This window comes from Natroniella acetigena, assembly GCF_023227745.1.
GTDB classification, from domain to species: Bacteria; Bacillota; Halanaerobiia; order Halobacteroidales; family Halobacteroidaceae; genus Natroniella; species Natroniella acetigena.
Map to the genome: position 1 here is coordinate 50,702 of NZ_JALKBX010000006.1, position 22,008 is coordinate 72,709.

The following is a 22,008-nucleotide window of genomic DNA, read 5'->3' on the forward strand; positions in this document are numbered from 1 at the left end:
CCTTGTAATTTTTCAGCTAGCTCCTTTAAATAAAATAAGTTAGTCTCTTGCTTTGAGTTGGGATAAAATAACATCTCTCATTGTCCCAATCTCAGCTTCTTGTCCAGTCCAAATTTCAAATGCTATAGCACCTTGATAAATCAACATACCCAAGCCACTGACAGTCTTTATTCCCAAGCTTTTAGCTCTTTTTAATAGTACCGTTTCAACTGGATTATATACCAAATCAGTTACCAATGAAGTTCTTTTCAATAATTTATCTCCTATAACTGGCGTTGCATCAATCTGAGGGTACATTCCTATCGGAGTAGTATCAACAATTAAATCAAGCTCGGGCAAATTATCTACTAAATTTTTATCTTGTAATGTTAATGCTTCTACCTTTGATAAGCTCAGTTTTTCTTCAAGATTCTTTACTAACTCAACTGCTGTTTCAAAAGTGCGGTTAGCTATATATAACTGACTAACCCCTTCTAAACCTAACTGAAAAGCAACAGCTTTAGCAGCACCACCGGCTCCAATTATTAAAGCTTTTTTTCCTTGAGCACTAAACCCTACTCCTTCTCCTAATGCCCTAATAAACCCTTGTCCATCTGTATTATGTCCAATCAATTCTCCCTGTTTATTTTCAATCGTATTAACTGCTCCAATTAATTTAGCTTCTTTAGACAGCTCATCTAGCGACTTTATAACTGCTTCTTTATGGGGGATAGTCACATTAACTCCTTTAATTCCTAAAGCTCTAATCCCTTGCAATGCTTCCTTAACTTCTTTAGCCTTAACTTGAAAAGCTAAATAACGATAATTCAGACCTAGTTGATCAAAAACAGCATTATGCATTAATGGTGATTTTGAATGTTCAACTGGATCTCCTAGCAAACCTACTAATTTAGTAGAACTATTAATCATAACTCCTCCCACCTTTCTGTACAACGATTTGACTGAATTGTAGTATCCTCTTCCCGCTGATCATTAACCAAATAATTACTATATATGTATGTTAAACCAATTGCTAAAACAATCCTTACCCCTAACATAATTACTCCCCTGCCACCAATCGCAATAAATAATAATGTATCCTCTATAACTGCATGACAGATTGCTAAAAACACTCCCACACTCATCAACTCTTCTGCTGTAAGTTTATCTTCATCTACAATTCTAATTATCACTCCAGCTCCATAAGTAATACCAAAAATTTGAGAAACAATTAAAGGTAAACCTGCTTCGGAAGGTAAATTAAAATATTTTAAAAAGGGATTAAATAATTGTGAGACTTTATCTAAAATCCCTACTTCATCTGCTAGTTCAATTCCAATTAATAATGGAAAGATAATCTTCGCAATATCCACTAACAGCTCAAGATTACCTGATAACATCTCCAGCAACATCTTTGACCAATCCATACTAATCCCCCTATAACTTGTTTATAATATTAAATTCAAAATCACTCCTACTACTAGAGAAGTTCCTACTCTTAAGATAACTAACTTTAGAACATTAACCCTCATCTTCTTCATTACCGCTCCTTCTATAATTAGACTATGGGCCAATCCTAACATAGCACCCAAAATTGTAATCTCTCTAATCCCCAATTGCAAACTTGAAATTGCCCCTATAGCTGCATAAAGATTTAAAAAATATCCAGTCATTAACACAACTACAGCTTCTCCTGGCAATCCAAACAACTGCATCATTGGACTAAAAAAACCAGCTAAATACTCAATTATACCAATGTTTTTAAGAAAAGTTACTAATATATATACTGGAACAATTATTTTTATTAAATCAATATAAGTAACAAAAGCCTTTTTACAGCCTCGTTTTACCGCATTAAATAGATTAACCATATAACTATAACTCCTCCTCTAATTTTTTAAAATTGCTCTTTAATATCAATTATTTCAATACTAACACCTCAAAACCCTTGCTACAAGAAAATTTAGTTAAAATTTTCCACTGGTGTTGCTATCTTACTTATTTTCCCCCATTAAAACGGCTGCTACAAAAGCCGTTACAGGGATCGAAATAATTAAGCCAATACTACCTGTAATCCCCCTTACAAACTCCGTCGCAATGATATCCATATTAATAATCCTCATCCAATGCATTTCTACACCCAATAATAACAATAGCAACGGTATTGCACTACCTACATAAGCTAACAACAATGTATTGGCCATTGTTCCCATAATATCACGCCCTACATTTAGACCAGCCAACATCAAATCAGAAACCCTCAGTCTCCGATTATTATTACTAATTTCAGAAATAGCTGATGCTACAGACATACTAACGTCTGTAACTGCCCCTAAAGAGCCTATAATTATCCCTGCGAAAAGCAAGCCTCTAATATTTATATCCTGATCTAAATTAAATAACATCATAGCTTCTTCACTATTAAAACCGGTCAAATGTGATAGTTCTCCTACCCATAAAGTCAAAAGACCAGCTATTCCTACTCCAGTAGCTGTACCTATAATTGCTGCTAAAGACTTTTCATTAATTCCTCCAATAATTAACAAAGTAGGTATTATAATTATAACTGCTGAAACTGTAGTTATAAAAATAGGATCATAGCCTTCCAATAATAAAGGAAGCATAAACCTACCAATAATCAATCCCGCAAAGACTAAAGTTATAATCGTCTTTAATCCAGATTTTCCTCCAACTATCAGCAATAATAACATAAAGATAATAATTAAATAAAACAAACCGCGATCCCGAGCAACATCATGCAAATAAATCTGATCAAGTTGGCCCTCTCTATCCCTAGAAACCAAAATAACATCTTGTTCTTCTTCTAAATAAAGGCTTAAGTATGTATTCCCTTCTTCATAAGTATTCGTAACAGTTATTCTCTCCCCTTGATGAGGGCCAGTTGTTAATAACACCTCAGCCCTTTGTTCAACCATCCTCGAATAGCTTTCTGATTCAAGCTCTTGAACAAATAAAACTTTCCCTCGATAATACTCCTCTATCTCTTGCTCTTCAATTTCTCTAGCAAAAGCAATATTATCTATAGTAATAGAGAAGATTAAACCCACTAAGATTAAAATTATTATCAATTTCCTTGGCAATCTAATCATAACACCCACCCTTTCTATAATAAAAAATCATTATTCTGATTCTAAAACAGAATAATGATTTTACTAATTCAATCTAATTATATATACTATTTTTATTAAAATCAAACTGGTTTAAGCACAAAAATTGAGTACTTAAATTAAGATTAATGCTCCTAAACGAGCAAAGCCCTCACTTAATAAAAAATGGACATTTAATTACTTTCTCTTTACTTTTATTTAGCTATACGCTTACTTCTAACAACTTTTATTAGCTCTTGATAGCCCATATAACACGCACTCAGCAAGAATACAAACCAAAAAGTAACAAATCTCAATATTAATGCCACAGCCATACCATCAGAGGCAGCAACTCCCATAGGCAGTAAAAAAAAGACTATACTGCCTTCAACAGTACCTACTCCTCCTGGCAAAAGAGGAAGCATTCCCACCATATAGGTTAAATAGGTTACTACTCCCGCAGCAACAAAACTTATATCTATTGATAATCCCTTTATAATCAAATAAGCTTTTATTGGAAATAAAATCCATATTAATAATGACAACAATATCTGTTCCCAAAGAATTTTTTTATTTTCTATTATTTCTTTTAAATTATTTCTGAGCATAAAAATTGTGTCTTCAATCTTTCCTTTTATCCTCTCACTAATCGGTATTTTTGCTATCAGATTATAAAACTTGGCTGGATAAAGAATAAATAACCCTGCTAAAATTAAAATCAATACTCCACAAAAAAAAATAATTAATAAAACCTGTAAATGAAGCCCCTCTCTTTTAATAGTAAGCAGAAACCACATAATAGCTATTAAATTTAAAAAAATAAAGACAGTACTACTAATCGTCTTCTGTAATGTTACTAATGCTGTTGCCTTGCTAGTAGAAAAACTCAACTTTGCTCTCAACAATAATACCTTAGTTAGCTCCCCTCCTGCTTTATTGGAAGGAGTAATACTCTCTACAAAAGTTCCTATTAAATTAATATGTAATATCTTCCTTAAAGGTATCCGTTCTCCCATCTGAATAGCTAATTTATACCACTGAAAATTAATTGTTAGAATTGTTATCAGTTGTAATAGGCATGTAGTTATTAAAAGGGGGATCGAAAAGTCCTTTAAACCCTCTAAAACCTCATAAAAATCAGCCTGCCATAGAATTAGAAATACCAGCAGTATTCCCACTATAAATAGTGAAACTCTCTTCATCCTCATTACCCCCTTCAGGGTCAATAAATAACAATACTGCTGCTCCCTTTCCATACTCTTTTTCTACACATTGATATTCTCCTGTAGGATAAACTTGATTTAAAGTACTATACACCTTGTTGAGTGACTCTTTAGGACTTCTTAATAAAATCCTAGCTCCTTCAGAAAGTTTAAATAAAATATTTTTCAAAATCTGGTCATGAGGATAAGCCTGTAATGCCACATGAATAACTGTAAACCCTCTAGGATCAACCTCTTCTCCTCTTGCTTGGATCACATTTATCTTGTCATCTAAATCCAACTTCTCTATTAACCTTTTAGAATTCCTTACTGCTACTGGATCTAAATCAACGATATCTACAGAAGCTCCTGTTCTCTTCATAATTTCTAGTGCAGTACAAGGAACAGAACCTCCACCAATACAAAGAACTCTATCCTCATTACAAATATCACTTAATTCAATTTCTCTTTTCACTTTTTTATTATAATATATTCCTAATAAATAATGAGAAACAGGAAAATAAGATGCCCATTTCTCAATCTTCTTTGTTAATACAGGTATAATCCCCAACTTTCTCACCCTACCTCTATTAATAATTAAAGTAATATTCCAATAAAACTAACAACTTGATTAATTAAACCGCCAGCAAAAATAGCAATAAATGTAGTTACGAAACCTATAGTTATAGCTATCTTAACTCCAAATTCTTTAATTAAAACCCCTAATGCAGAAATACAAGGAATATAAAATAAAGCTACTACAGAACCAACAACTATTTGCAAAGTGGATAAATCTAACTCTAACAGAGGTAAAACAGCCAATTCCCGACGAATAATTCCTAACATAAGTCCCATTGTAGCTTCAGTAGGAAGACCTAACCATCCTGTTGTTAATGGTGCTAGATAACTATTAATCGATTCTAGCAATCCAGCTTCAACCAATAAAGCAGCAAAACCTACTCCTAATAATATAGGCATCTCTGCTTCTATCATAAATGATTTAGTCCGCAGCCATATCTTCTTGAACAGTGCTTCTCTATCTGGTAACAATAAATGTGGTATCTCTAACAACATAGGATCAGACTTTCCAGGAATTACCTTATTTAATATTACTCCAGCTAATAATAAACCAGCAAGGGAAATTAGATAGACTAATACTAAAGCTAAAATAGAATGATCTCCCAACAAAGCAACAAAGGCTCCCGCCTGTGCAGAACAGGGAACAGCTAACACTACTAAAGAAGATGTAACTAATCTTTCTTTCGGGCTAGTATTGGCCCTTGTCCCTAATATTGCTGGAATAGCACATCCATATCCCATAATTAGAGGGACAATATTACCACCTTGAATACCGAGTTTACGTAAAGTAGAGTCCAGCAGTACCGCAACCCTCGGAAGATAACCACTATCCTCCAAAAAGGACAAAACAATATAAAATAAGAATACATAAGGTAATACCAAAGCAAAAGGCCATTCAATCCCCTTTACAAGTGCACCATACTCCCCTACTAAAACATTGAATAACAACCCTTCTGTTATAAAAATAGAAACAATACTTCTAAAAAAGGGAACAACAATATTGTCTACAAATGGTAAAAAGAAAACAGCTCTTAAACCTTTACCTCCCCCGACAACAATCACTAAAGCTATGAGTAAAACTAAACAAGCTATAGGAATACCAGTAACAGGTTTGACTGCTAAATCTCCTAATTTTTCTAGAAAAGTAGGATGTCTATGTTCTACCTCCTGAACCTCTTCCACTATTCTCCCTACAGCTTGCCACCTTTCATCTTCTGTTACCGATACTTGCTCATTAAATTGAGTTTGATCTGCACTTGCTTTCCAAACCTCTTCTAATAACTCCTTCATCCCTACATTACGAATAGCTACAGTAGGTATTACTGGTCTTTCTAATTCTTCTTCTAACCTATCTACATCAATCGATACCCCTTGATTTTGGGCAACATCTATCAAATTCAAAGCAAAAACTACAGGTAATCCAAATTCCTTCACCTGTAAAGCAAAGTTTAAATTTCTTTCTAAGTTAGTAGCATCTAAAACACAGACAACTACATCTACTTCACCATCTTGTAAAAAATCTACTGCAACCTCTTCAGCTGGAGATGTTGCCTTTAGGGAATAAGTACCTGGCACATCAATTAATGTTGCTTGCTTATCACTATATTGCATTTTACCATGAGTATAGCTTACTGTAGTACCACTATAATTTGATGACATAACTTCTCTGCCTGTCAACTTTGAAAAGAAAACACTCTTTCCAACATTCGGATTTCCCATCAATAAAATTTTTAATTCATCTCTTCCTACTTCTATTTTCTCTTCTTCTACACCATGACAGTCCACCTAGTTTGCCCCCTATTCTATATAGCCTCTTATGAAATATTTTTTTCTATCTTTTCTACTGAAATTTCCTCTGCAATATCTTTTGCTACAGCAACACTTCTTCTGCCTATTTGGATAACAATTGGCCCACCCAAAGGCTGATGAGATTTAATAGATACATTCATTCCTTCTCTTAATCCCAAAGAATTCAAAAGAGGAATTGTTGGTAATTGTTCTATTCTACAAGCCTGCTCCTTCTTTAAATCATATAAAAACATCATAACACCTCCGTTTTAATAGTCAACGCTCTCAGCTAAATTAAAAGCCTGTTGTTACAATACTTCGCGGATGAGTAAATTTTTCTACACCCCCGTCTTAGTGTACAATTTACAATGGATATGGTTTTTATGGTTTTCACGAAGGGTCTTGTTTTTTTAAGACCCGTAGGGAGTTCAAAATCACACAATCAAAACACTAAAACCATCAACCTTTACAAGACATCATACAATTAAATATTCTCATTACTAATAATTTCTTTTAGCTGGAAGACTCATAGTAACCTCATGTTCTCTCTAAATTTCTCTTTATTTATTATTTAAAGCATCTTCTATTGCTTTCAGTATTGTTTTACTACTGATTGTCCAGTTACAACATCTACCTCAAGACTCTGTTCAAATAAGACACTATCAGCTACTGCCGAACCAGCATGACCAGCAGTATGTTCATGTTCTAACAATTCAATCGATTAAATTTCATAATCTTCTATTGTTACTTCTACCTCAGCAGTTACCATCCTCATTAAATATCTACCAACATAGCTTCCATCTGTAATCTGTTCTAGATTTATATCGATTAATTCAAGCTTTGAAGCTTCATTAGTTACCCTAGTAACATGATAATATTTTAAACAACAGTTTATAGTAACAGTAAAACTAAACAAAATAGTATAACCTTTTTTCACGAGATCAAATCCTCTTTTTCAAGTAAATTCAGATGAATTTTCAATTATAATCTATTAATAGTTCACAACGAAATTCATTCTCAATTAAAAGTAAAAAAATAGAACGAAAATGATTATCACTACCTAATATAATGCCATATCATCCCAAAGGTGTCAATGATAATAATTTCAAAAATTACCATGATATTATGTAAATTTACTTAGTACCTATTAACTATAAACCTTGAAGTAATAAAACCTTACTATGCTTTAGTTATAAATCTTTTGCACGTAAAACCTGACGGGCTTGCCCTCAGGATGTAAGTGCTATTTCAAAAATAATTCGATATTATTTTTGAAATATGATATACTAATAATAAGTTAAGGTAAATCTAACAACTGAATATATAGGGTTGTAGCAAGAATTAAGCGATAACCAAGCTCCTTTGCTACATAAAATATTCAAGGTATCAGAATTCCTTAATCGTCAGTACCGTAGGGCGTACGGGATTCTAAGCCTCTGGAGAAACTGTAAGACCTACCAAATCTAATAATTGATATTAGGTTGACATAGGCTCGTTTCTAGGAATGAGGAATCCACGTTGGGCTTGCCCCGTGGAGCGTCAAAAACTACTGATAAACCTAAAACAGAAACAAAAAAATGATACCCATTCTCAATCAAACTTTTGAAAAAAGACCACTGCTAATTAACAATTTTCACAATAGCCATAAAACTTAATACTATGCTCAGTCACTAAAAAATCATACTTTTTCTCCAAGTCAGTTTCAAATTCTTCTAAAATCTGATCATTGAATTCAATTACTGCTCCACAATCAATACAGATTAAATGATGATGGTGTTCATTATTATTTTCTTCCAACTCATAACGCCGGCAATTATCATCAAAATTTAACTGCTGGACAATACCTAATTCACCAAATAACTCTAAGGTTCGATAAACTGTTGCTAAGCCAATTCCTGAATCTCGTTGCTTAACAATATTATAAATCTCTTCAGCACTTAAATGTTCACCCTCATTATCCGCTAAAATCTGCAAGATTAAATCCCGTTGAGAAGTTAATTTATAATTATTTGTATCCAAAATATTCTTTAGCTCTTGTGTTTTATTTCCCATATTTTCACCTACTAATTAATAATTATCTTATTATTAATTATAACTTATTAATCAACTAATGTCAACTTATTAAATAAAATAGAGGTTTCCCATTTTTTAAATATAGTTAATTAAATGGGCTCTTTAATTAATGTTGTGAAAATTTCAGTACGATGAAGATAATAATCATGTACAGTCTAAAAGGCTCGTAGTTAAGGTTAAGTCTAAGTAACCCATTTAAAAATCTTAAAACTAAAAAATATCCATAATCTTCAAAAAAACATAAGTTCCTAAACGATAAAAAATTAGAGAAGACCTTTAAAAAGTTCTTCCCTAATGGCAATAAGAATCATCATCTCCTAAAATACCTACTTTCTCAAGTAATAGATAAATTATAACTGCTACAATTCCTACCAATATTAAATTTGATAACAGCCTCCCATATTATCACCTCACTTTATATTGCAGATAAAATAAATTCTTCTTTCTCAATCTTAATAGGGTTCACAGCTCTACTTCCCTTGATTAATAGAACTTACATAATCTCCAACACTAGCTTTAAGATCCTGTAGGCGATTAATTAAAATATAGATAACAAATAACGGAAAAACTAAATACTCAGCAAATATCATTGTCACTACTAAAAGAACAATAGCATATTTATAACCTATCACAAACAATAAATTTGAGATATTTTGATGTGATAAATTGCTTACCATTAAAACAGAGACAAGAATAGTCATCCCTAAAAATAACTTCAACCCTAAAAATTGGCCCCAGACTGCATTTGTAAAGATATAATAGGAAGCTAATAAGCCAGCTGCAGCCGGTATCGGCACCCCGATAAAATTCCCCTTATTTGCAGAAAGTTCGGTCTCAATATTAAATCTAACAAGTCTGATAATACCAGCTAACATAAATAAAAATGCTACTGGAATAATTACTGCCTTAAAATAACTTTCAGCAGTCATTGTTGCATAGATTAAAATACTAGGTGCCACTCCAAAAGAGACTGCATCACAAAATGAATCAAATTCTTTCCCAAACTGACTATAGCCTTCTAATTTCCTAGCAACCTTTCCATCTAAACCATCAAATATTATCGCAAAGAGTATCAGCCAAGCAGCCACTGTAAAGTTTTTTTCTAATGACATTAAAATACTCAAGAATCCAAAAAAAAGATTTGAACTGGTTATCAAATTGGGAAATAAAAATCTTTTTTCTAATTTAAACATATAACTCACCTCACTTTAGATTGCAGGTAAAAATAGAGTAGATCTAAAGATAACTCTTCTAATGAAAAAGCTGAGATCTTCATCTAACTCATCTTCAACATCACTGGCTGAAGCCTCATACCTAGCTTTAAGAATATAATTATAATTACGATCTACAGTTAAATCAGCTCGACCATTGTTATCTGCAATTACTGTTTCATACTCTGACTCATTATGAAGATCAGGATAGTTCCTTCCTTCGGGCTCAATAGATTGAACCAACTTGATTTTAGCATTCGGTAATGGTTGACCATTATAACGCACCTCAACCTCTATTTCATCTCTACTTTGCATCTGCTCTGCAGAAAAGAGAGGAACTATCTCTACAGTAAGTCCGACAGGTTGATGAACACCATTATCTTCCCCTACCCAAGTAATGCTCTTAGCAAAATCACGATACTGAGACAAGCGATATCTAGCAGGAGGTCTAACAGCAAAGAATGTATACTCCCCTTCTTGCTCAAACTCTACATTTGATTCAAAAAATGTCTGTCGATTGATTAAATCTACATCATCAATTTCTTCATTAGGTTTTCTTAATCTAAGGCTTAACTCCGTCAAATCCCGTTCCTCAATCTCATCATCGGGATCAGCCCAAAAAGTATCAAATTTTATTTCTTCTTCCAATTCAGCTGTTAAGGGAAGTTCAATCCAAGCAGAATGAGCAAAAGCTGTAGTAGAAGAAAATAATAACATTATACATGATAATAACACAATAATCCTTCTTTTTTCAAACATGATTTTCAACTCCCTTAGTAATGGTTATATTAATATTTTTACTAAATTTAATCTTACTTAAAAATATATAATCCCTTAAGCTATTACAAACCTTAATAGATTATATAACATTTAATCTATTAATATCTATAAGGCCCTCTATTGAGAGCATCTCTAACAGCTGAAATTATCTTACCACCTCTTAAAGTAGCTCCTGAGAAAGAATCAATGTCTTCTACAACTGTTCCTGGCTCATAAAGTGCATCAAGACTTGTCCTAACATCGTTGCCTACTAAATAGTCTATAACTTGATCATGTTGCTCTACAATAGGGTATAAAGCATGTTCTTCATCCAATTGACGATAATCTATATCACTATGTGCTAAATGTCTATAACTCATGTCAGTTATAATATTATCCTCTAGCGTAAACTGAACACTGACCTGATCAATTCCCCTATCTGAAAATGTACCTCGATAATCGGCATTCTCATAACTCCAACTTGTTGCATTAGTAACTTCTGGTTGTACTAACTGCCAGCCTGCTACACCTAGAACACCCACCATTACAAAAATTGATACTGCTTTGATTAATGATTTCTTCATAATAAAATTCCTCCTCTTAATAATTAATTGAAAATAAAAATGATTTTCAATTTCAAGCCTAAATAAATAATAACCTTTCTTATAATTAATGTCAATTAAATTTCAATTAAATCTCTCATATATAAATTGCAAGTTAAAATGAACTTAACTGGATTTCACTAAATATTTATCCGCATTAATCCAAGGTGATTTTTGGTATTATAGGGGGTTAATCTTGACAGCCTACTAACTACTGACACAGACACAACCACTGACACTTTAATATGTTATACTTTTACAAATTTTTGAATCAGATTAGTAAACTCTAATTTTTTATAGATACAAGACCAAGAACGACGACTAAATAGTATTGGAATTTGGCACTTTTTTGCGTTACACTTAGCCATTTCACATAAATTATGATTAACGTAGTCAGTTAGCACAAGAATCATATCCGTATCACTAGGGATAACACAGTTTTTACATTTTCGACCTGTTGTATGCCTAATTAATTCAGCACCTAACTTAGTCAATTTAGCTGGAATTTTTCCTAAATTATCTCCTCCAATAATTAAGACTGACATAATAGCTCCTCCTTTCTCAGTTATAAATCTTATTTAAAGTCTATATCTCATACAAATTAATATAATCACAAAGCTAATCTAAATTTAATTAATTTATCTCCATATATCTTCCATTCTTTGCTGCAAGTACACTCTAAATTACAACTACTGGAAAGAAAGCCTCTCCCTTGAATTAGGGAGGGGATGAATTTCCATTTAAATTATCCATACTCTTCTCCTCCATTTGCAGAAAGTTAATTTGATAAGTTATTGGCCCAATCTTCAATTTTATCTTTCGCCTCTCCATCCCATTTAAAACCTTCTATAATAACTTCTGCTCCTAACTCTTCTAACTTAACTTCTAATATATCCACAGCCTTACAGAATATATCTTCTCCAAAAGAACTATCACCTGGACCAAAAACAGCAGCCTGTTTACCAACAAGATCAACTCCAGATAGATTATCATAAAAATCTAAGAATTCATCTTGTAACTCCCCAGCTATATCACCAACATCTTTAGCAGCAATATCGTAGCTATCACTTAAAACTTCCTCTACCTTAACTGCTAATTTCCTGTAGTCGAACCATAAACAACAATAGCCTTCTTCATTTCACACCTCCCCTTTTTTATTGATAATGAAGTTCATTATCAATAAAAAAGTTATCTTTCTTTAATTAATTTTTTAAGATTAAGTAAACTTTCACTCTACTTTTTAATAATGTAGTTCAGATAATTTTTTAAAAGATATATCACTCAAACTATTTGGGTGATAATGATTTTCAATTTCATTTTTATTATAACCGATTTTTCCAGTATTGTCAAGAGTTAAATTAATATAAACCAAGCTTGAGTTGAATTTTAATATCCCAACTCAAACTTGGTCTAAACCTATCCTAGTAATTTGAAAATCACATTTGAAATCTTATCTAGTATATCATAAAACTTAACATTAACAGTTTCAGATAACCCATTTCCCCATCCGTCATTATCAATTCCAATAGTCACCATTAACAATTCCTTTAAATCAATAGGATCTTTAGGTCTTATTTTTAAATAATCTAATTCTCCTGGTCTAACTATTTCTCTCATCGTATCTAAAACCAAAATTCTTTCTGCTTTAATAATTTGTAAAACATCAAACAGATCTTCACCAGTCTTACCAGCATTAATGAATAAAATATCTAGTTTTTGAGAAAAAGTCTCCTTCAACTTATCCAATAGATAAATAGTAACTCCTCTGTCTTGTTTCCTTACATCTCCCAAACCGACTACGGCTAATTTGCAGAACATAATATCACCAACTTTTATGCCCTTTTGCTATCATTATCTTCAAATGAAATAGATTTTATTCAGCAAATAATTGGAGTTTTTTTGATATAAAGTGGCACTTTGCCACTTTATATCAGTGTACAGTGAACAGTTGACGGTTGACAATTAAAAATCTAAATTTAAAACCACTCTAACCCCCTAATTCTAAAGCTTTCAAGGTTTTGATCATATCCTTCGGGTTCTTTGAACCCTTCGTGATGAAAAAATCAGCTCTTAGATTTTTTCTATCCACTGTACACTGTCAACTCAATATTGTGGCACTTTCAGTACCACAATATTATATTTCACTCCTGAGCAAGCTCCTCAATTGCCTTCAAAGCAGCTACTTGACCTTCCCCAGTCGCTTTAGATATCTGTAATGGTCGTCCTATACAATCTCCTGCTGCATAAATTCCTTGAACACTGGTCTTAAATTCTCGATCAACCTTGATGTACTTTCCATCTAACTCTAATCCAGCTACTATTTCTGAAGGAGGAACAGTCTCCCTTAAAATAAAGATCCCATCAACTTCATATTCTTGCTGATCAGTTTTAACCTTATCAGCAAGATCTTTCCCAGTTATCTCCTTAACTTTCTCCCTGACTACCTTAATTCGATCATCTAAATCTTTAATCTCCTCATACTGAGGAATATAATAAACAGTTTCACAGATATCAGCTAAAAAGTTTGCTTCATCTTCATGATGAGCACTATCACTAATCACTAATACCTCTTTGTCTTTATATAACCTTCCATCACAAGTTGCACAATAACTGATTCCTTGCCCTACATAATCAGCCTCCCCTAAAATCTTAGCTTCTTGTACAACCCCAATAGCCAAAATCAACTTTTTAACTTGATAACTCTCTCCGTTAGTTGTTAGCATTAATTGATCACCCATAGGAAAGATCTGTACAACCTTCTCTTTAATAACTGGAATCTCTAATTCTTTAATATGATCAATAAACTGCTCCGCCAACTCTTCTCCGCTGACTTTACTAAAACCAAGATAATTATCCACATGAGGAGCCCATCCAATCTTTTTAGCCACTTGACTACTCTCAAAGATAACAACATCTTTATCACGAGCTTTAGCATTAATTGCTGCTGACATCCCAGCTGGACCAGCCCCAACAATCGCAATTTCATATACTTCATTTGACATCTTTATCACCTCAACTTAAAAATTAGCTTTAACCATCATTATGCCAGAGTATGTTTATATATTTAAGAGTAAATTCCAATTTAATGATGTTTGATTTATTAAAACTAAAACTCAAATTACGTGCGTTAATTCAATACATAATTTTCCAACTAATTTATCATTGATATAAAGTGGCACTTTGCCACTTTATATCAGTGTACAGTTTACAATTTACAGTTGACAGTTAAAGACCTTAAAACCTTAAGAGCAAAACCACTTTAAACCCATAACCCTAATTATTTTTAGAAGTTTTAAGCTTTTAAGATTTTGATCTTAACTGTAAACTGTACACCGTAAACTGTAAACTAAAATATAAAAAGAGGGGATACATAATATAATATATCCCCCTTCTTAGTTATTATTTAAGTAATTTTTTAATTTCATCTTTACTTAGTACTCTACCTTTAACTTTAACTTCGTTATTAATTGCTAAAGCAGGAGTACTCATAATCCCAGCTTTAGCTATTTCGGCCATATCTTCTACCTTTTCAATTTCTGCATCAATACCTAATAAGGACATTTGTCCGGTTAAAACAGTACAAAGTGTCCTTATTTAGTGTCATTACATTTGACCGCCCACTATATATTGTATATTAAAGGTTGGGAGGACAAATGTCCTAACACAAAATTGACAATAGATATGGTTTTTATGGATACGGTTTTTGCAAGACATTATACAACCAATTATGTTAATATCATCTCATATTCTAGTGTAGCTTATAAATATTAATTTTCTAAATTTTAATTAAATAACCCTAAAAATTAATTTGAGAACCTTTTAAAAGGTTCTCAAATTAATTCAACTACCTGTTGCTCTTCTATTTTTTGATTAATCCCCTCTAAACTTTTTCCTAAATTACTTTCAATTACTGCTACCATAGTCCCCTCAACTAATGCTGCTTTACTAACAACCACAGCATCATACCCCTCCAGACTTAGCAACTCTAAAGCCATTTGAGAATTAACTAATGCACTACCAACATCACCAATAATTATAACACCCTCTTGAGAATAGACCTTTTTCACTGCTTCTATAATCTCATCTATTTCTGTTCCTATTCTTCCATCTTCAATCCCCCCAATAGCTACTAAAGGTATCTGCCGAGGAATCAACTCTTGAGTTAATTCCTCAATTCCTTGGGCAATCTTATAGCTATGTGACACCACTACTATTCCAACCATTTCTCTGTTGCCCCCCTCCAAAAAAAGATTTATTTTCCTGAAATTTAAATTAGATCATTTTCAATAAAGCTTATAATATAAATATTTTGCGAACTACTATAATATTCATATTAAATAAAATCTTGGAGGTAATTTATCACTATTTTTATCTTTTAGCCAAATCTCGTGTGGCTACCACATTTACATCTGTATCAAGAATATTTTTAATCACTACATCACCTAATTTAACAGGAGCTTCTAGTTCAACCTTAGCTAGCTCCTTCATTGCCTTTTCTAATAATTTCTTGGGAATTGGCTCTTCAGTTTTAACTGGAACTAAAGGTAAGACTCCCCTTTTAACCCTAACAGTCGTCGGTAATATTCGAGTTGGATTAAAGTATTCAGTAATAACATAATCTTTCCCTTTTGGACAACGGTTCCCTTCAATATTATTAATCTCACCTGCAACAACTTCAAATTCAACATCACATCCTATAGGACAACTAATACAAGTAATTAGCTCCTGCTTCATTATGCCCCCTCCTTTACAATCTTAATCTCAATCTGCTCACTATTTAAGTCATCTATCATCTTCTCTGATAGTGGTACAGTAATCATCTCTGCTGGTTTAATAACTCGTTCTTTTTTATTGAACAGTTCTTGCTCTCCATCCTTAATGATTATTCTAACATTCTCTAGTGGTCTTCTGCCCCTTAAATAAAGATCAACCCTCTTTCTATCTGCAACTTTATCTGTAATCTGCTGAGGAACAACATAACTTACATCATTACCTGCTATTACCTCTACCCTTTCCTTCCTCTTATCAATCTTATCTTGTAAGAAATAAGCTGCTGTCTTGCCGGCTAACTTACTTTCTTCAGTTACATAATCCACTAAATCATGGACATGAAGAACATTACCACAAGCATAAATCCCTTCTATACTTGTTTCTCTACCCTCATTAACTATTGGCCCACCTGTTGCTGAATCCAACTCTACTCCTGCTTCCATAGATAATTCATTTTCTGGAATTAATCCAACTGATAATAGTAAAGTATCACACTCTACAAAGTACTCTGTTCCAGGAATAGGTCTTAAATTATCATCAACTTTAGAAACTGTAACCCCTTCTACCCGCTCTTTCCCATGAATCTTAGTTACAGTCTGGCTCAATCTTAAAGGAATATCAAAATCATCTAAGCACTGAATAATATTACGAGTCAACCCGCCTGAAAATGGCATTATCTCTAAAACAGCTTCTACACTAGCACCTTCTAAATGCATTCTCCGAGCCATAATCAACCCAATATCACCCGAACCTACAATTACAGCCTTCTTTCCAGGTAAATATCCTTCCATGTTAATATACCTTTGAGCAGTACCTGCACTGAAGACTCCCGCTGGTCTACTTCCTGGAATTCCAATTGCCTCCCTTGTCCTTTCTCGACACCCCATAGCTAAGATTACAGCTTGAGCATCAATCTCTAACATACCCTCTGTTGAATTAATAGCATAAACCATCTTCTCGGGAGTTACTTCTAAGACCATTGTATTTAACTTAATCTCAATCCCTCTGTCAGCTACACTCTCCATAAAACGCTGAGCATATTCTGGACCAGTCAACTCCTCACCAAAATGGTGCAACCCAAATCCATTATGGATACACTGTTGTAAAATCCCACCCAATTCAAAATCACGCTCAATAATTAATATATCTTTAACCCCTTGGTCATACGCTTCCTGAGCTGCTGCCAAGCCTGCTGGTCCACCACCGATTACAACTAAATCATAACTCTGCTTATTCACTATCTATCACCCCTTTTTGTAAAGACTCTTTTGCCGGTTCTATTAATAGCTGTGAATCCTTCCCTTCCAACTTCACTTCCGTCTGTTCAATCCCTAACTCTTCAGCCAATATATCTACAACCTTCGGCTCACAAAATCCACCTTGACACCTTCCAGCACCTGGTCTAACCCTTCTCTTTACTGCATTGACCGTTCTAGCACCTATTGGCCCTCTAATTGCATCAATTATTTCACCTTTGGTTACACTTTCACAGCGACAGATAATCTCACCATAATCTTCATTCTGCTCTACCAACTTTGCCCGTTCTTGATGGGACATATGCCTGAATCTAGGTATCCCTTGATGATCAGAGTTAAAATCTGTATCTAGCTCTAGTTGACCATACTCATCTTTTACGATCTCTACTACCATCTCTGCAATTGCAGGAGCAGACGCTAAACCTGGTGATTGAATCCCTACTACATTAATAAATCCTCTTACCTTTTCGCTAGCTTCAATCAAAAAATCTTCTGTCTCTTTAATTGCTGCCCGCAAACCTGAGAACTCCTTAATAACTCCATTCATTCCCAAGTCAGAAATTGTCTCTTGAGCTCCTCTCATTACTTTATCTAATCCTTCTCTAGTATTAGCAAGATCGCTCTTATCTTCTACTTCCTCAACATTAGGGCCAATCAATAAATTCGCTTCATCAGTAGGAGTAATCACTATCCCCTTACTAACTTCAGTCGGTACAGGAAAGATAGTATGATTAACATCTATATCTAACTTCTTGTCATATAAATAATACTCACCCTTACGTGGAGTGATCTCAAAATCATCGCTCCCTACCATATTGGCTAGCTTATCAGAGTATAATCCTGCAGCATTAATCACTAACTCTGCCTCAATATCACCTTGAGCCGTCCTTACTAATTTATAATCATCTTGCTCTTCAATATCCAATACTTCTGATTCTAATAATACCTCCACCCCATTCTCAACTGCATTTTCAGCAAAAGCTACAGTCAATTCAAAGGGATTGACGATTCCAGCAGTTGGAGCATATAAAGCGGCTATTGAGTCAGGATTTAAATTTGGTTCTAACTCAAATAACTCTTTTCTCTCTATAATCTCTAAGTCAGGAACTCCATTCTGTTGACCATTCTCTAACAACTCTTCTAGTTTATCCATATCTGATTCCTTCTTAGCAACAACTAGTGCCCCTATCCATTTAATTGGAACATCCAACTCTTTTTCAAGTTGATGATAAAGTTCATTCCCTCGAACATTTAACTTACCCTTAAGTGTATTAACATCTGCATTAAACCCAGCATGTAATAAAGCGGTATTAGCCTTACTTGTACCCGTACAGACATCTGCTTCTTTCTCTACTAAAATTACATCTAATCTATATTTTGATAATTCACGAGCAATAGCAGTTCCCACTACTCCTCCCCCAATGATTAACACTTCCGTTTTCTGCTTCAAAATTAATTCCTCCCTTTTCTTTATTGATATATAGTGTCAGTAGTCTGTGTCTGTGAAATTCAAACCCGCTAACTCCTTTAAAACATAAAGGTTTTGAACTTGATTTTTTACTGACACTGACACATAATTATAACATAGCTTCACTCTTTTAAAAGAAAAGATACCACACCCTAAGAACCAAAGTAGGTATACTCCCCCCTTGTTCTTAGAATGTGGTATCTCATTTTATTCTCACCACTTTGAAGATTATGCAATTATATAGCTTAAGTTTATATCAATGTACAATTTACAGTTTACAATGTACAGCTAAAACCTTAAAACCTAAACTCAAAATCACTCTAACCATAAATCTTTTTTAACAATCTTAATCTTTTAGGAGTTCTCTCTTTAATTGCAAATTGTACATTTCGTCAATTGTCCATTGTGAAGCTATTCCGCATCCTCCCAAGCCTTAGCACGTTCAACTGCTTTCTTCCAACCCGCATATAATTCTTCTTGTTCTTCTACTTCCATCTCAGGCTCAAACTGACAATCAACCTTTCTCTTACCCAAAATTTCATCTTTATCTTCCCAATATCCAACTGCTAATCCTGCTAAATAAGCAGCACCCAATGCAGTCGTCTCCGTAATCTCAGGTCGTTCAACAGTAGAACCTAAGACATCTGCTTGAAATTGCATCAAAAAGTCATTAGCACAGGCACCACCATCAACCTTTAAATCCTTCAACTCCAAACCAGAATCTGCCTTCATCGCTTCTAAAACATCCTTAGTCTGGTAAGCTAAAGATTCTAAAGTAGCCCTAATCATATGATTTCTATTTGTCCCTCTGGTCAAACCTACAATTGCTCCTCGAGCATACATATCCCAATAAGGAGCTCCCAAGCCAGTAAAGGCAGGTACTACATAAACACCATTAGTCCCGTCAACTTTAGTAGCAAAGTATTCAGAATCAGCTGCCTCATTAATCAAGTTTAACTCATCTCTTAACCACTGCACAGCTGCTCCAGCAATAAAGACACTGCCTTCCAAAGCATAATTGACCTCTCCATTAAGTCCCCAAGCAATCGTTGTTAATAAACCATTTTCAGAGCTTACTGCTTCTGCACCTGTATTTAGTAATAAAAAACAACCAGTTCCATAAGTATTCTTAGCCATTCCCTTTTCAAAACAACCTTGCCCAAAAGTAGCAGCCTGTTGATCTCCAGCTATTCCTGCAATTGGTATTTCTTCCCCAAAAAAGTGAGAGTCAATGGTATTACCGTAAATCTCGCTACTAGATTTAACCTCAGGCAACATTGATTTAGGAATTTCTAAAATGTCTAATAACTCATCATCCCACTCAAGTTGATGAATATTATAAATTAATGTTCTACAAGCATTGGTATAGTCAGTTACATGAACTTCGCCTCCAGTTAATCTCCAAATTAACCAACTATCAACCGTCCCAAATCTTAACTTACCTGCTTTTGCTTTCTCTCTAGCCCCTTCAACATTATCCAAGATCCATTTGATCTTAGTCCCTGAAAAGTAAGCATCTACTACCAAGCCAGTTTTGGCCCTGATCTGCTCCTCCAACCCTTCTTTCTTTAATTGATCACAGATATTAGCAGTCCTTCTATCCTGCCATACAATAGCGTTATGAATCGGCTTTCCAGTCTCTACATCCCACACAACCGTTGTCTCCCGCTGATTAGTAATCCCAATCCCTGCTATCTGCTCAGCTCTAATATCAGCTTCTCCTAAAGCATCAGCTACTACTCCAATAGTCGTACCCCAAATCTCATTAGCATCATGTTCAACCCAACCTGGCTGAGGATAAATCTGTTTGAATTCCTTTTGCGCTGTATTAACGGTTTGTCCACCATGATCAAAAATTATTGCTCTAGAACTGGTGGTTCCCTGATCTATAGCTAAAATATACTCTTCCATCTTTAATTTTCTCCTCTCTATTCTACTATTTTATACAGATTCAGTAATTTTTACAGTTTCAGAAGAATTAACTTTTTCATTTTGTTTTACTTCAGGTAAATAGACTCTTACACACTTTTTATAAATAATAGCACCTAGTGGACCTCCTAATAACGGGCCAACAATTGGTACCCAAAAGTAGAAATTATGTTCGGTGAAGGGAGTCGAACCCCAACCTGCCAGTGCCGTAAATAATTTAGGACCAAAATCTCTAGCTGGATTAATAGCAAAACCAGTCAATGTTCCAGCAATACCACCAATTGCTGCTACTAATAATCCAATCCCAATAGCAGGTCCCAGACCCTTAGGTGCTGTACTATTCAAAGGTTCAGTCATAGCAATTACTCCCATTAATAATATTGCAGTTAAGATCAACTCAATCATCATTGCTCGTGGATTAGAAATATTCGGTTGAGCAATTGTATGAAAAATCGTCATATTTCCTGCTGTCTTTTCTACAAACTGTTCAGCATAAATAAAATAAGCTCCCGCTGCTCCTAAAAAAGCACCACTTGTCTGAGCAATAGAGTAAGGAATCACCTTTTTCCAAGGAAAATCACCAACAACAGCTAATGCAACTGATACTGCCGGGTTAATATGAGCTCCAGAAACACCACCAGTAATATAAATTGCCATTGTTACACCTAAACCCCATAATAAAGATAAAGCCCACCAGCTAATATCAGCTTGCATCAAGACTACATTAGCTACTACACTTGCTCCAAAAAAAAGTAAAATAGCTGTTCCCAACATCTCAGATAAACATTCACCAATTAAATTTTCCTGTTTCATAACTCTCCTGGTTATAAAAAACTGTTCAAAACTATATAAAATTAATTATAACCAGGTTTCACCTCCCTACCTTTTATTTTTTATCCAAAATATTAATTTAAGCAAACATCAACCCTTTTGGTCTATCTAATAATTTTAAATTTCTAAAACCATATCCTCTATAAGTTTTGCCTGCAAAAGTTTTAAAATTACACACTTTTGAATTATATTTATTATTCTTTATTCTTAATGAAGTAATATAACCTACATATTCTGTTCCATCTCTTTTAATGTACCTTTGTTTAAACCTTTTTAACTCTTTTATTTTAGCTTTAGACTTTTTACTCAATGGTCTAATGATATATTCTTTTATATCAACATTATCGATAGGCAATAGACTAGTAATACATATAGCGTCATTGCTATGAGATTTATCTATATTGTTTTCAATCCGTTTGTTAGCAGTATCACCCCCATTAGTGATTTCCAGATT

General features: G+C 33.9%; 24 protein-coding genes and 1 pseudogene. All 25 read right to left on the bottom strand.

From position 1 onward, the window contains the following. Positions 1-39: 39 nt before the first annotated feature. Positions 40-909 carry a shikimate dehydrogenase gene (gene aroE / locus MWH25_RS02725; protein WP_248625531.1) on the bottom strand — a complete coding sequence of 290 codons (870 nt, stop codon included), beginning with the start codon at positions 907-909 and terminating at the stop codon, positions 40-42. Then, positions 906-1,406, bottom strand: a complete 501-nt coding sequence (locus MWH25_RS02730; protein ID WP_248625534.1) for a nucleoside recognition domain-containing protein — start codon at positions 1,404-1,406, stop codon at positions 906-908. The genes aroE and MWH25_RS02730 overlap by 4 nt, the downstream gene beginning before the upstream one ends. Positions 1,407-1,427: 21 nt before the next feature. Next, positions 1,428-1,850, bottom strand: coding sequence for a nucleoside recognition domain-containing protein (locus MWH25_RS02735; RefSeq protein ID WP_248625536.1), 423 nt, complete (start codon positions 1,848-1,850; stop codon positions 1,428-1,430). A 123-nt stretch (positions 1,851-1,973) separates the two neighbouring features. After that, positions 1,974-3,089 (bottom strand): YibE/F family protein, encoded by a 1,116-nt coding sequence (locus tag MWH25_RS02740; protein ID WP_248625538.1) that lies wholly within the window; start codon positions 3,087-3,089, stop codon positions 1,974-1,976. 212 nt (positions 3,090-3,301) lie between these two features. Continuing rightward, positions 3,302-4,342: a lysylphosphatidylglycerol synthase transmembrane domain-containing protein gene (locus MWH25_RS02745; protein WP_345947217.1), complete on the bottom strand. Its 1,041-nt coding sequence runs from the start codon at positions 4,340-4,342 to the stop codon at positions 3,302-3,304. Further along, entirely contained in the window at positions 4,224-4,859 is a 636-nt protein-coding gene (locus MWH25_RS02750) for a class I SAM-dependent methyltransferase (protein ID WP_248625542.1), read from the bottom strand. The genes MWH25_RS02745 and MWH25_RS02750 overlap by 119 nt, the downstream gene beginning before the upstream one ends. Before the next feature lie 26 nt (positions 4,860-4,885). After that, positions 4,886-6,652 (bottom strand): FeoB small GTPase domain-containing protein, encoded by a 1,767-nt coding sequence (locus tag MWH25_RS02755; RefSeq protein WP_248625544.1) that lies wholly within the window; start codon positions 6,650-6,652, stop codon positions 4,886-4,888. Positions 6,653-6,681: 29 nt separating this feature from the next. Further along, positions 6,682-6,909, bottom strand: a complete 228-nt coding sequence (locus MWH25_RS02760; protein WP_248625546.1) for a FeoA family protein — start codon at positions 6,907-6,909, stop codon at positions 6,682-6,684. 467 nt (positions 6,910-7,376) lie between these two features. Next, entirely contained in the window at positions 7,377-7,592 is a 216-nt protein-coding gene (locus MWH25_RS02765; protein WP_248625547.1) for a hypothetical protein, read from the bottom strand. Positions 7,593-8,278: 686 nt separating this feature from the next. Beyond that, on the bottom strand, positions 8,279-8,707 hold the full coding sequence (locus MWH25_RS02770) for a Fur family transcriptional regulator (RefSeq protein WP_248625549.1): 429 nt from the start codon (positions 8,705-8,707) through the stop codon (positions 8,279-8,281). Positions 8,708-9,198: 491 nt separating this feature from the next. Beyond that, on the bottom strand, positions 9,199-9,921 hold the full coding sequence (gene pssA / locus MWH25_RS02775; RefSeq protein WP_282706862.1) for a CDP-diacylglycerol--serine O-phosphatidyltransferase: 723 nt from the start codon (positions 9,919-9,921) through the stop codon (positions 9,199-9,201). Positions 9,922-9,936: 15 nt separating this feature from the next. Continuing rightward, a complete protein-coding gene (locus MWH25_RS02780; protein WP_248625553.1) occupies positions 9,937-10,698 on the bottom strand; it encodes a DUF4198 domain-containing protein in 762 nt (253 codons plus the stop codon). A gap of 119 nt (positions 10,699-10,817) precedes the next feature. Then, complete coding sequence (locus MWH25_RS02785; RefSeq protein ID WP_248625555.1) at positions 10,818-11,282, bottom strand: hypothetical protein; 465 nt, start codon at positions 11,280-11,282, stop codon at positions 10,818-10,820. Positions 11,283-11,548: 266 nt separating this feature from the next. Beyond that, entirely contained in the window at positions 11,549-11,845 is a 297-nt protein-coding gene (locus tag MWH25_RS02790; RefSeq protein ID WP_248625557.1) for a DUF2325 domain-containing protein, read from the bottom strand. Positions 11,846-12,078: 233 nt separating this feature from the next. Then, entirely contained in the window at positions 12,079-12,354 is a 276-nt protein-coding gene (locus MWH25_RS02795) for a flavodoxin domain-containing protein (protein ID WP_345947220.1), read from the bottom strand. 362 nt (positions 12,355-12,716) lie between these two features. Next, positions 12,717-13,118, bottom strand: a complete 402-nt coding sequence (locus MWH25_RS02800) for a hypothetical protein (RefSeq protein WP_248625559.1) — start codon at positions 13,116-13,118, stop codon at positions 12,717-12,719. Between the two features lie 323 nt (positions 13,119-13,441). Next, complete coding sequence (locus MWH25_RS02805; protein WP_248625561.1) at positions 13,442-14,302, bottom strand: NAD(P)/FAD-dependent oxidoreductase; 861 nt, start codon at positions 14,300-14,302, stop codon at positions 13,442-13,444. Positions 14,303-14,699: 397 nt separating this feature from the next. Beyond that, positions 14,700-14,861 carry a thioredoxin family protein gene (locus MWH25_RS02810; RefSeq protein ID WP_248625563.1) on the bottom strand — a complete coding sequence of 54 codons (162 nt, stop codon included), beginning with the start codon at positions 14,859-14,861 and terminating at the stop codon, positions 14,700-14,702. 269 nt (positions 14,862-15,130) lie between these two features. Then, the gene (gene dhaM, locus MWH25_RS02815; RefSeq protein ID WP_248625565.1) at positions 15,131-15,523 is read right to left on the bottom strand and encodes a dihydroxyacetone kinase phosphoryl donor subunit DhaM; all 393 of its coding nucleotides are present in this window, start codon (positions 15,521-15,523) and stop codon (positions 15,131-15,133) included. A 145-nt stretch (positions 15,524-15,668) separates the two neighbouring features. Further along, complete coding sequence (locus MWH25_RS02820; RefSeq protein WP_282706863.1) at positions 15,669-16,034, bottom strand: DUF1667 domain-containing protein; 366 nt, start codon at positions 16,032-16,034, stop codon at positions 15,669-15,671. Further along, a complete protein-coding gene (locus MWH25_RS02825; RefSeq protein ID WP_248625567.1) occupies positions 16,034-17,308 on the bottom strand; it encodes an NAD(P)/FAD-dependent oxidoreductase in 1,275 nt (424 codons plus the stop codon). The genes MWH25_RS02820 and MWH25_RS02825 overlap by 1 nt, the downstream gene beginning before the upstream one ends. Then, positions 17,301-18,776 carry an NAD(P)/FAD-dependent oxidoreductase gene (locus MWH25_RS02830; protein WP_248625569.1) on the bottom strand — a complete coding sequence of 492 codons (1,476 nt, stop codon included), beginning with the start codon at positions 18,774-18,776 and terminating at the stop codon, positions 17,301-17,303. The genes MWH25_RS02825 and MWH25_RS02830 overlap by 8 nt, the downstream gene beginning before the upstream one ends. 429 nt (positions 18,777-19,205) lie before the next feature. Further along, on the bottom strand, positions 19,206-20,705 hold the full coding sequence (gene glpK / locus MWH25_RS02835) for a glycerol kinase GlpK (RefSeq protein ID WP_248625571.1): 1,500 nt from the start codon (positions 20,703-20,705) through the stop codon (positions 19,206-19,208). Between the two features lie 30 nt (positions 20,706-20,735). Then, on the bottom strand, positions 20,736-21,536 hold the full coding sequence (locus tag MWH25_RS02840; protein WP_248625573.1) for an MIP/aquaporin family protein: 801 nt from the start codon (positions 21,534-21,536) through the stop codon (positions 20,736-20,738). Between the two features lie 97 nt (positions 21,537-21,633). Then, positions 21,634-22,008: pseudogene (locus MWH25_RS02845) on the bottom strand (RNA-guided endonuclease IscB); the annotation flags it as partial.

Excerpts from the sequence above, each read along its gene's own strand:
- MWH25_RS02780 (WP_248625553.1), bottom strand. The coding sequence starts at position 10,698 with ATGTTTGAAAAAAGAAGGATTATTGTGTTATTATCATGTATAATGTTA.
- MWH25_RS02820 (WP_282706863.1), bottom strand. The coding sequence starts at position 16,034 with ATGAAGCAGGAGCTAATTACTTGTATTAGTTGTCCTATAGGATGTGAT.
- glpK (WP_248625571.1), bottom strand. The coding sequence starts at position 20,705 with ATGGAAGAGTATATTTTAGCTATAGATCAGGGAACCACCAGTTCTAGA.
- aroE (WP_248625531.1), bottom strand. The coding sequence starts at position 909 with ATGATTAATAGTTCTACTAAATTAGTAGGTTTGCTAGGAGATCCAGTT.
- MWH25_RS02760 (WP_248625546.1), bottom strand. The coding sequence starts at position 6,909 with ATGTTTTTATATGATTTAAAGAAGGAGCAGGCTTGTAGAATAGAACAA.
- MWH25_RS02790 (WP_248625557.1), bottom strand. The coding sequence starts at position 11,845 with ATGTCAGTCTTAATTATTGGAGGAGATAATTTAGGAAAAATTCCAGCT.
- MWH25_RS02770 (WP_248625549.1), bottom strand. The coding sequence starts at position 8,707 with ATGGGAAATAAAACACAAGAGCTAAAGAATATTTTGGATACAAATAAT.
- MWH25_RS02730 (WP_248625534.1), bottom strand. The coding sequence starts at position 1,406 with ATGGATTGGTCAAAGATGTTGCTGGAGATGTTATCAGGTAATCTTGAG.
- MWH25_RS02840 (WP_248625573.1), bottom strand. The coding sequence starts at position 21,536 with ATGAAACAGGAAAATTTAATTGGTGAATGTTTATCTGAGATGTTGGGA.
- dhaM (WP_248625565.1), bottom strand. The coding sequence starts at position 15,523 with ATGGTTGGAATAGTAGTGGTGTCACATAGCTATAAGATTGCCCAAGGA.
- MWH25_RS02805 (WP_248625561.1), bottom strand. The coding sequence starts at position 14,302 with ATGTCAAATGAAGTATATGAAATTGCGATTGTTGGGGCTGGTCCAGCT.
- MWH25_RS02785 (WP_248625555.1), bottom strand. The coding sequence starts at position 11,282 with ATGAAGAAATCATTAATCAAAGCAGTATCAATTTTTGTAATGGTGGGT.
- MWH25_RS02740 (WP_248625538.1), bottom strand. The coding sequence starts at position 3,089 with ATGATTAGATTGCCAAGGAAATTGATAATAATTTTAATCTTAGTGGGT.
- MWH25_RS02800 (WP_248625559.1), bottom strand. The coding sequence starts at position 13,118 with ATGTTCTGCAAATTAGCCGTAGTCGGTTTGGGAGATGTAAGGAAACAA.
- MWH25_RS02735 (WP_248625536.1), bottom strand. The coding sequence starts at position 1,850 with ATGGTTAATCTATTTAATGCGGTAAAACGAGGCTGTAAAAAGGCTTTT.
- MWH25_RS02810 (WP_248625563.1), bottom strand. The coding sequence starts at position 14,861 with ATGTCCTTATTAGGTATTGATGCAGAAATTGAAAAGGTAGAAGATATG.
- pssA (WP_282706862.1), bottom strand. The coding sequence starts at position 9,921 with ATGTTTAAATTAGAAAAAAGATTTTTATTTCCCAATTTGATAACCAGT.
- MWH25_RS02745 (WP_345947217.1), bottom strand. The coding sequence starts at position 4,342 with ATGGAAAGGGAGCAGCAGTATTGTTATTTATTGACCCTGAAGGGGGTA.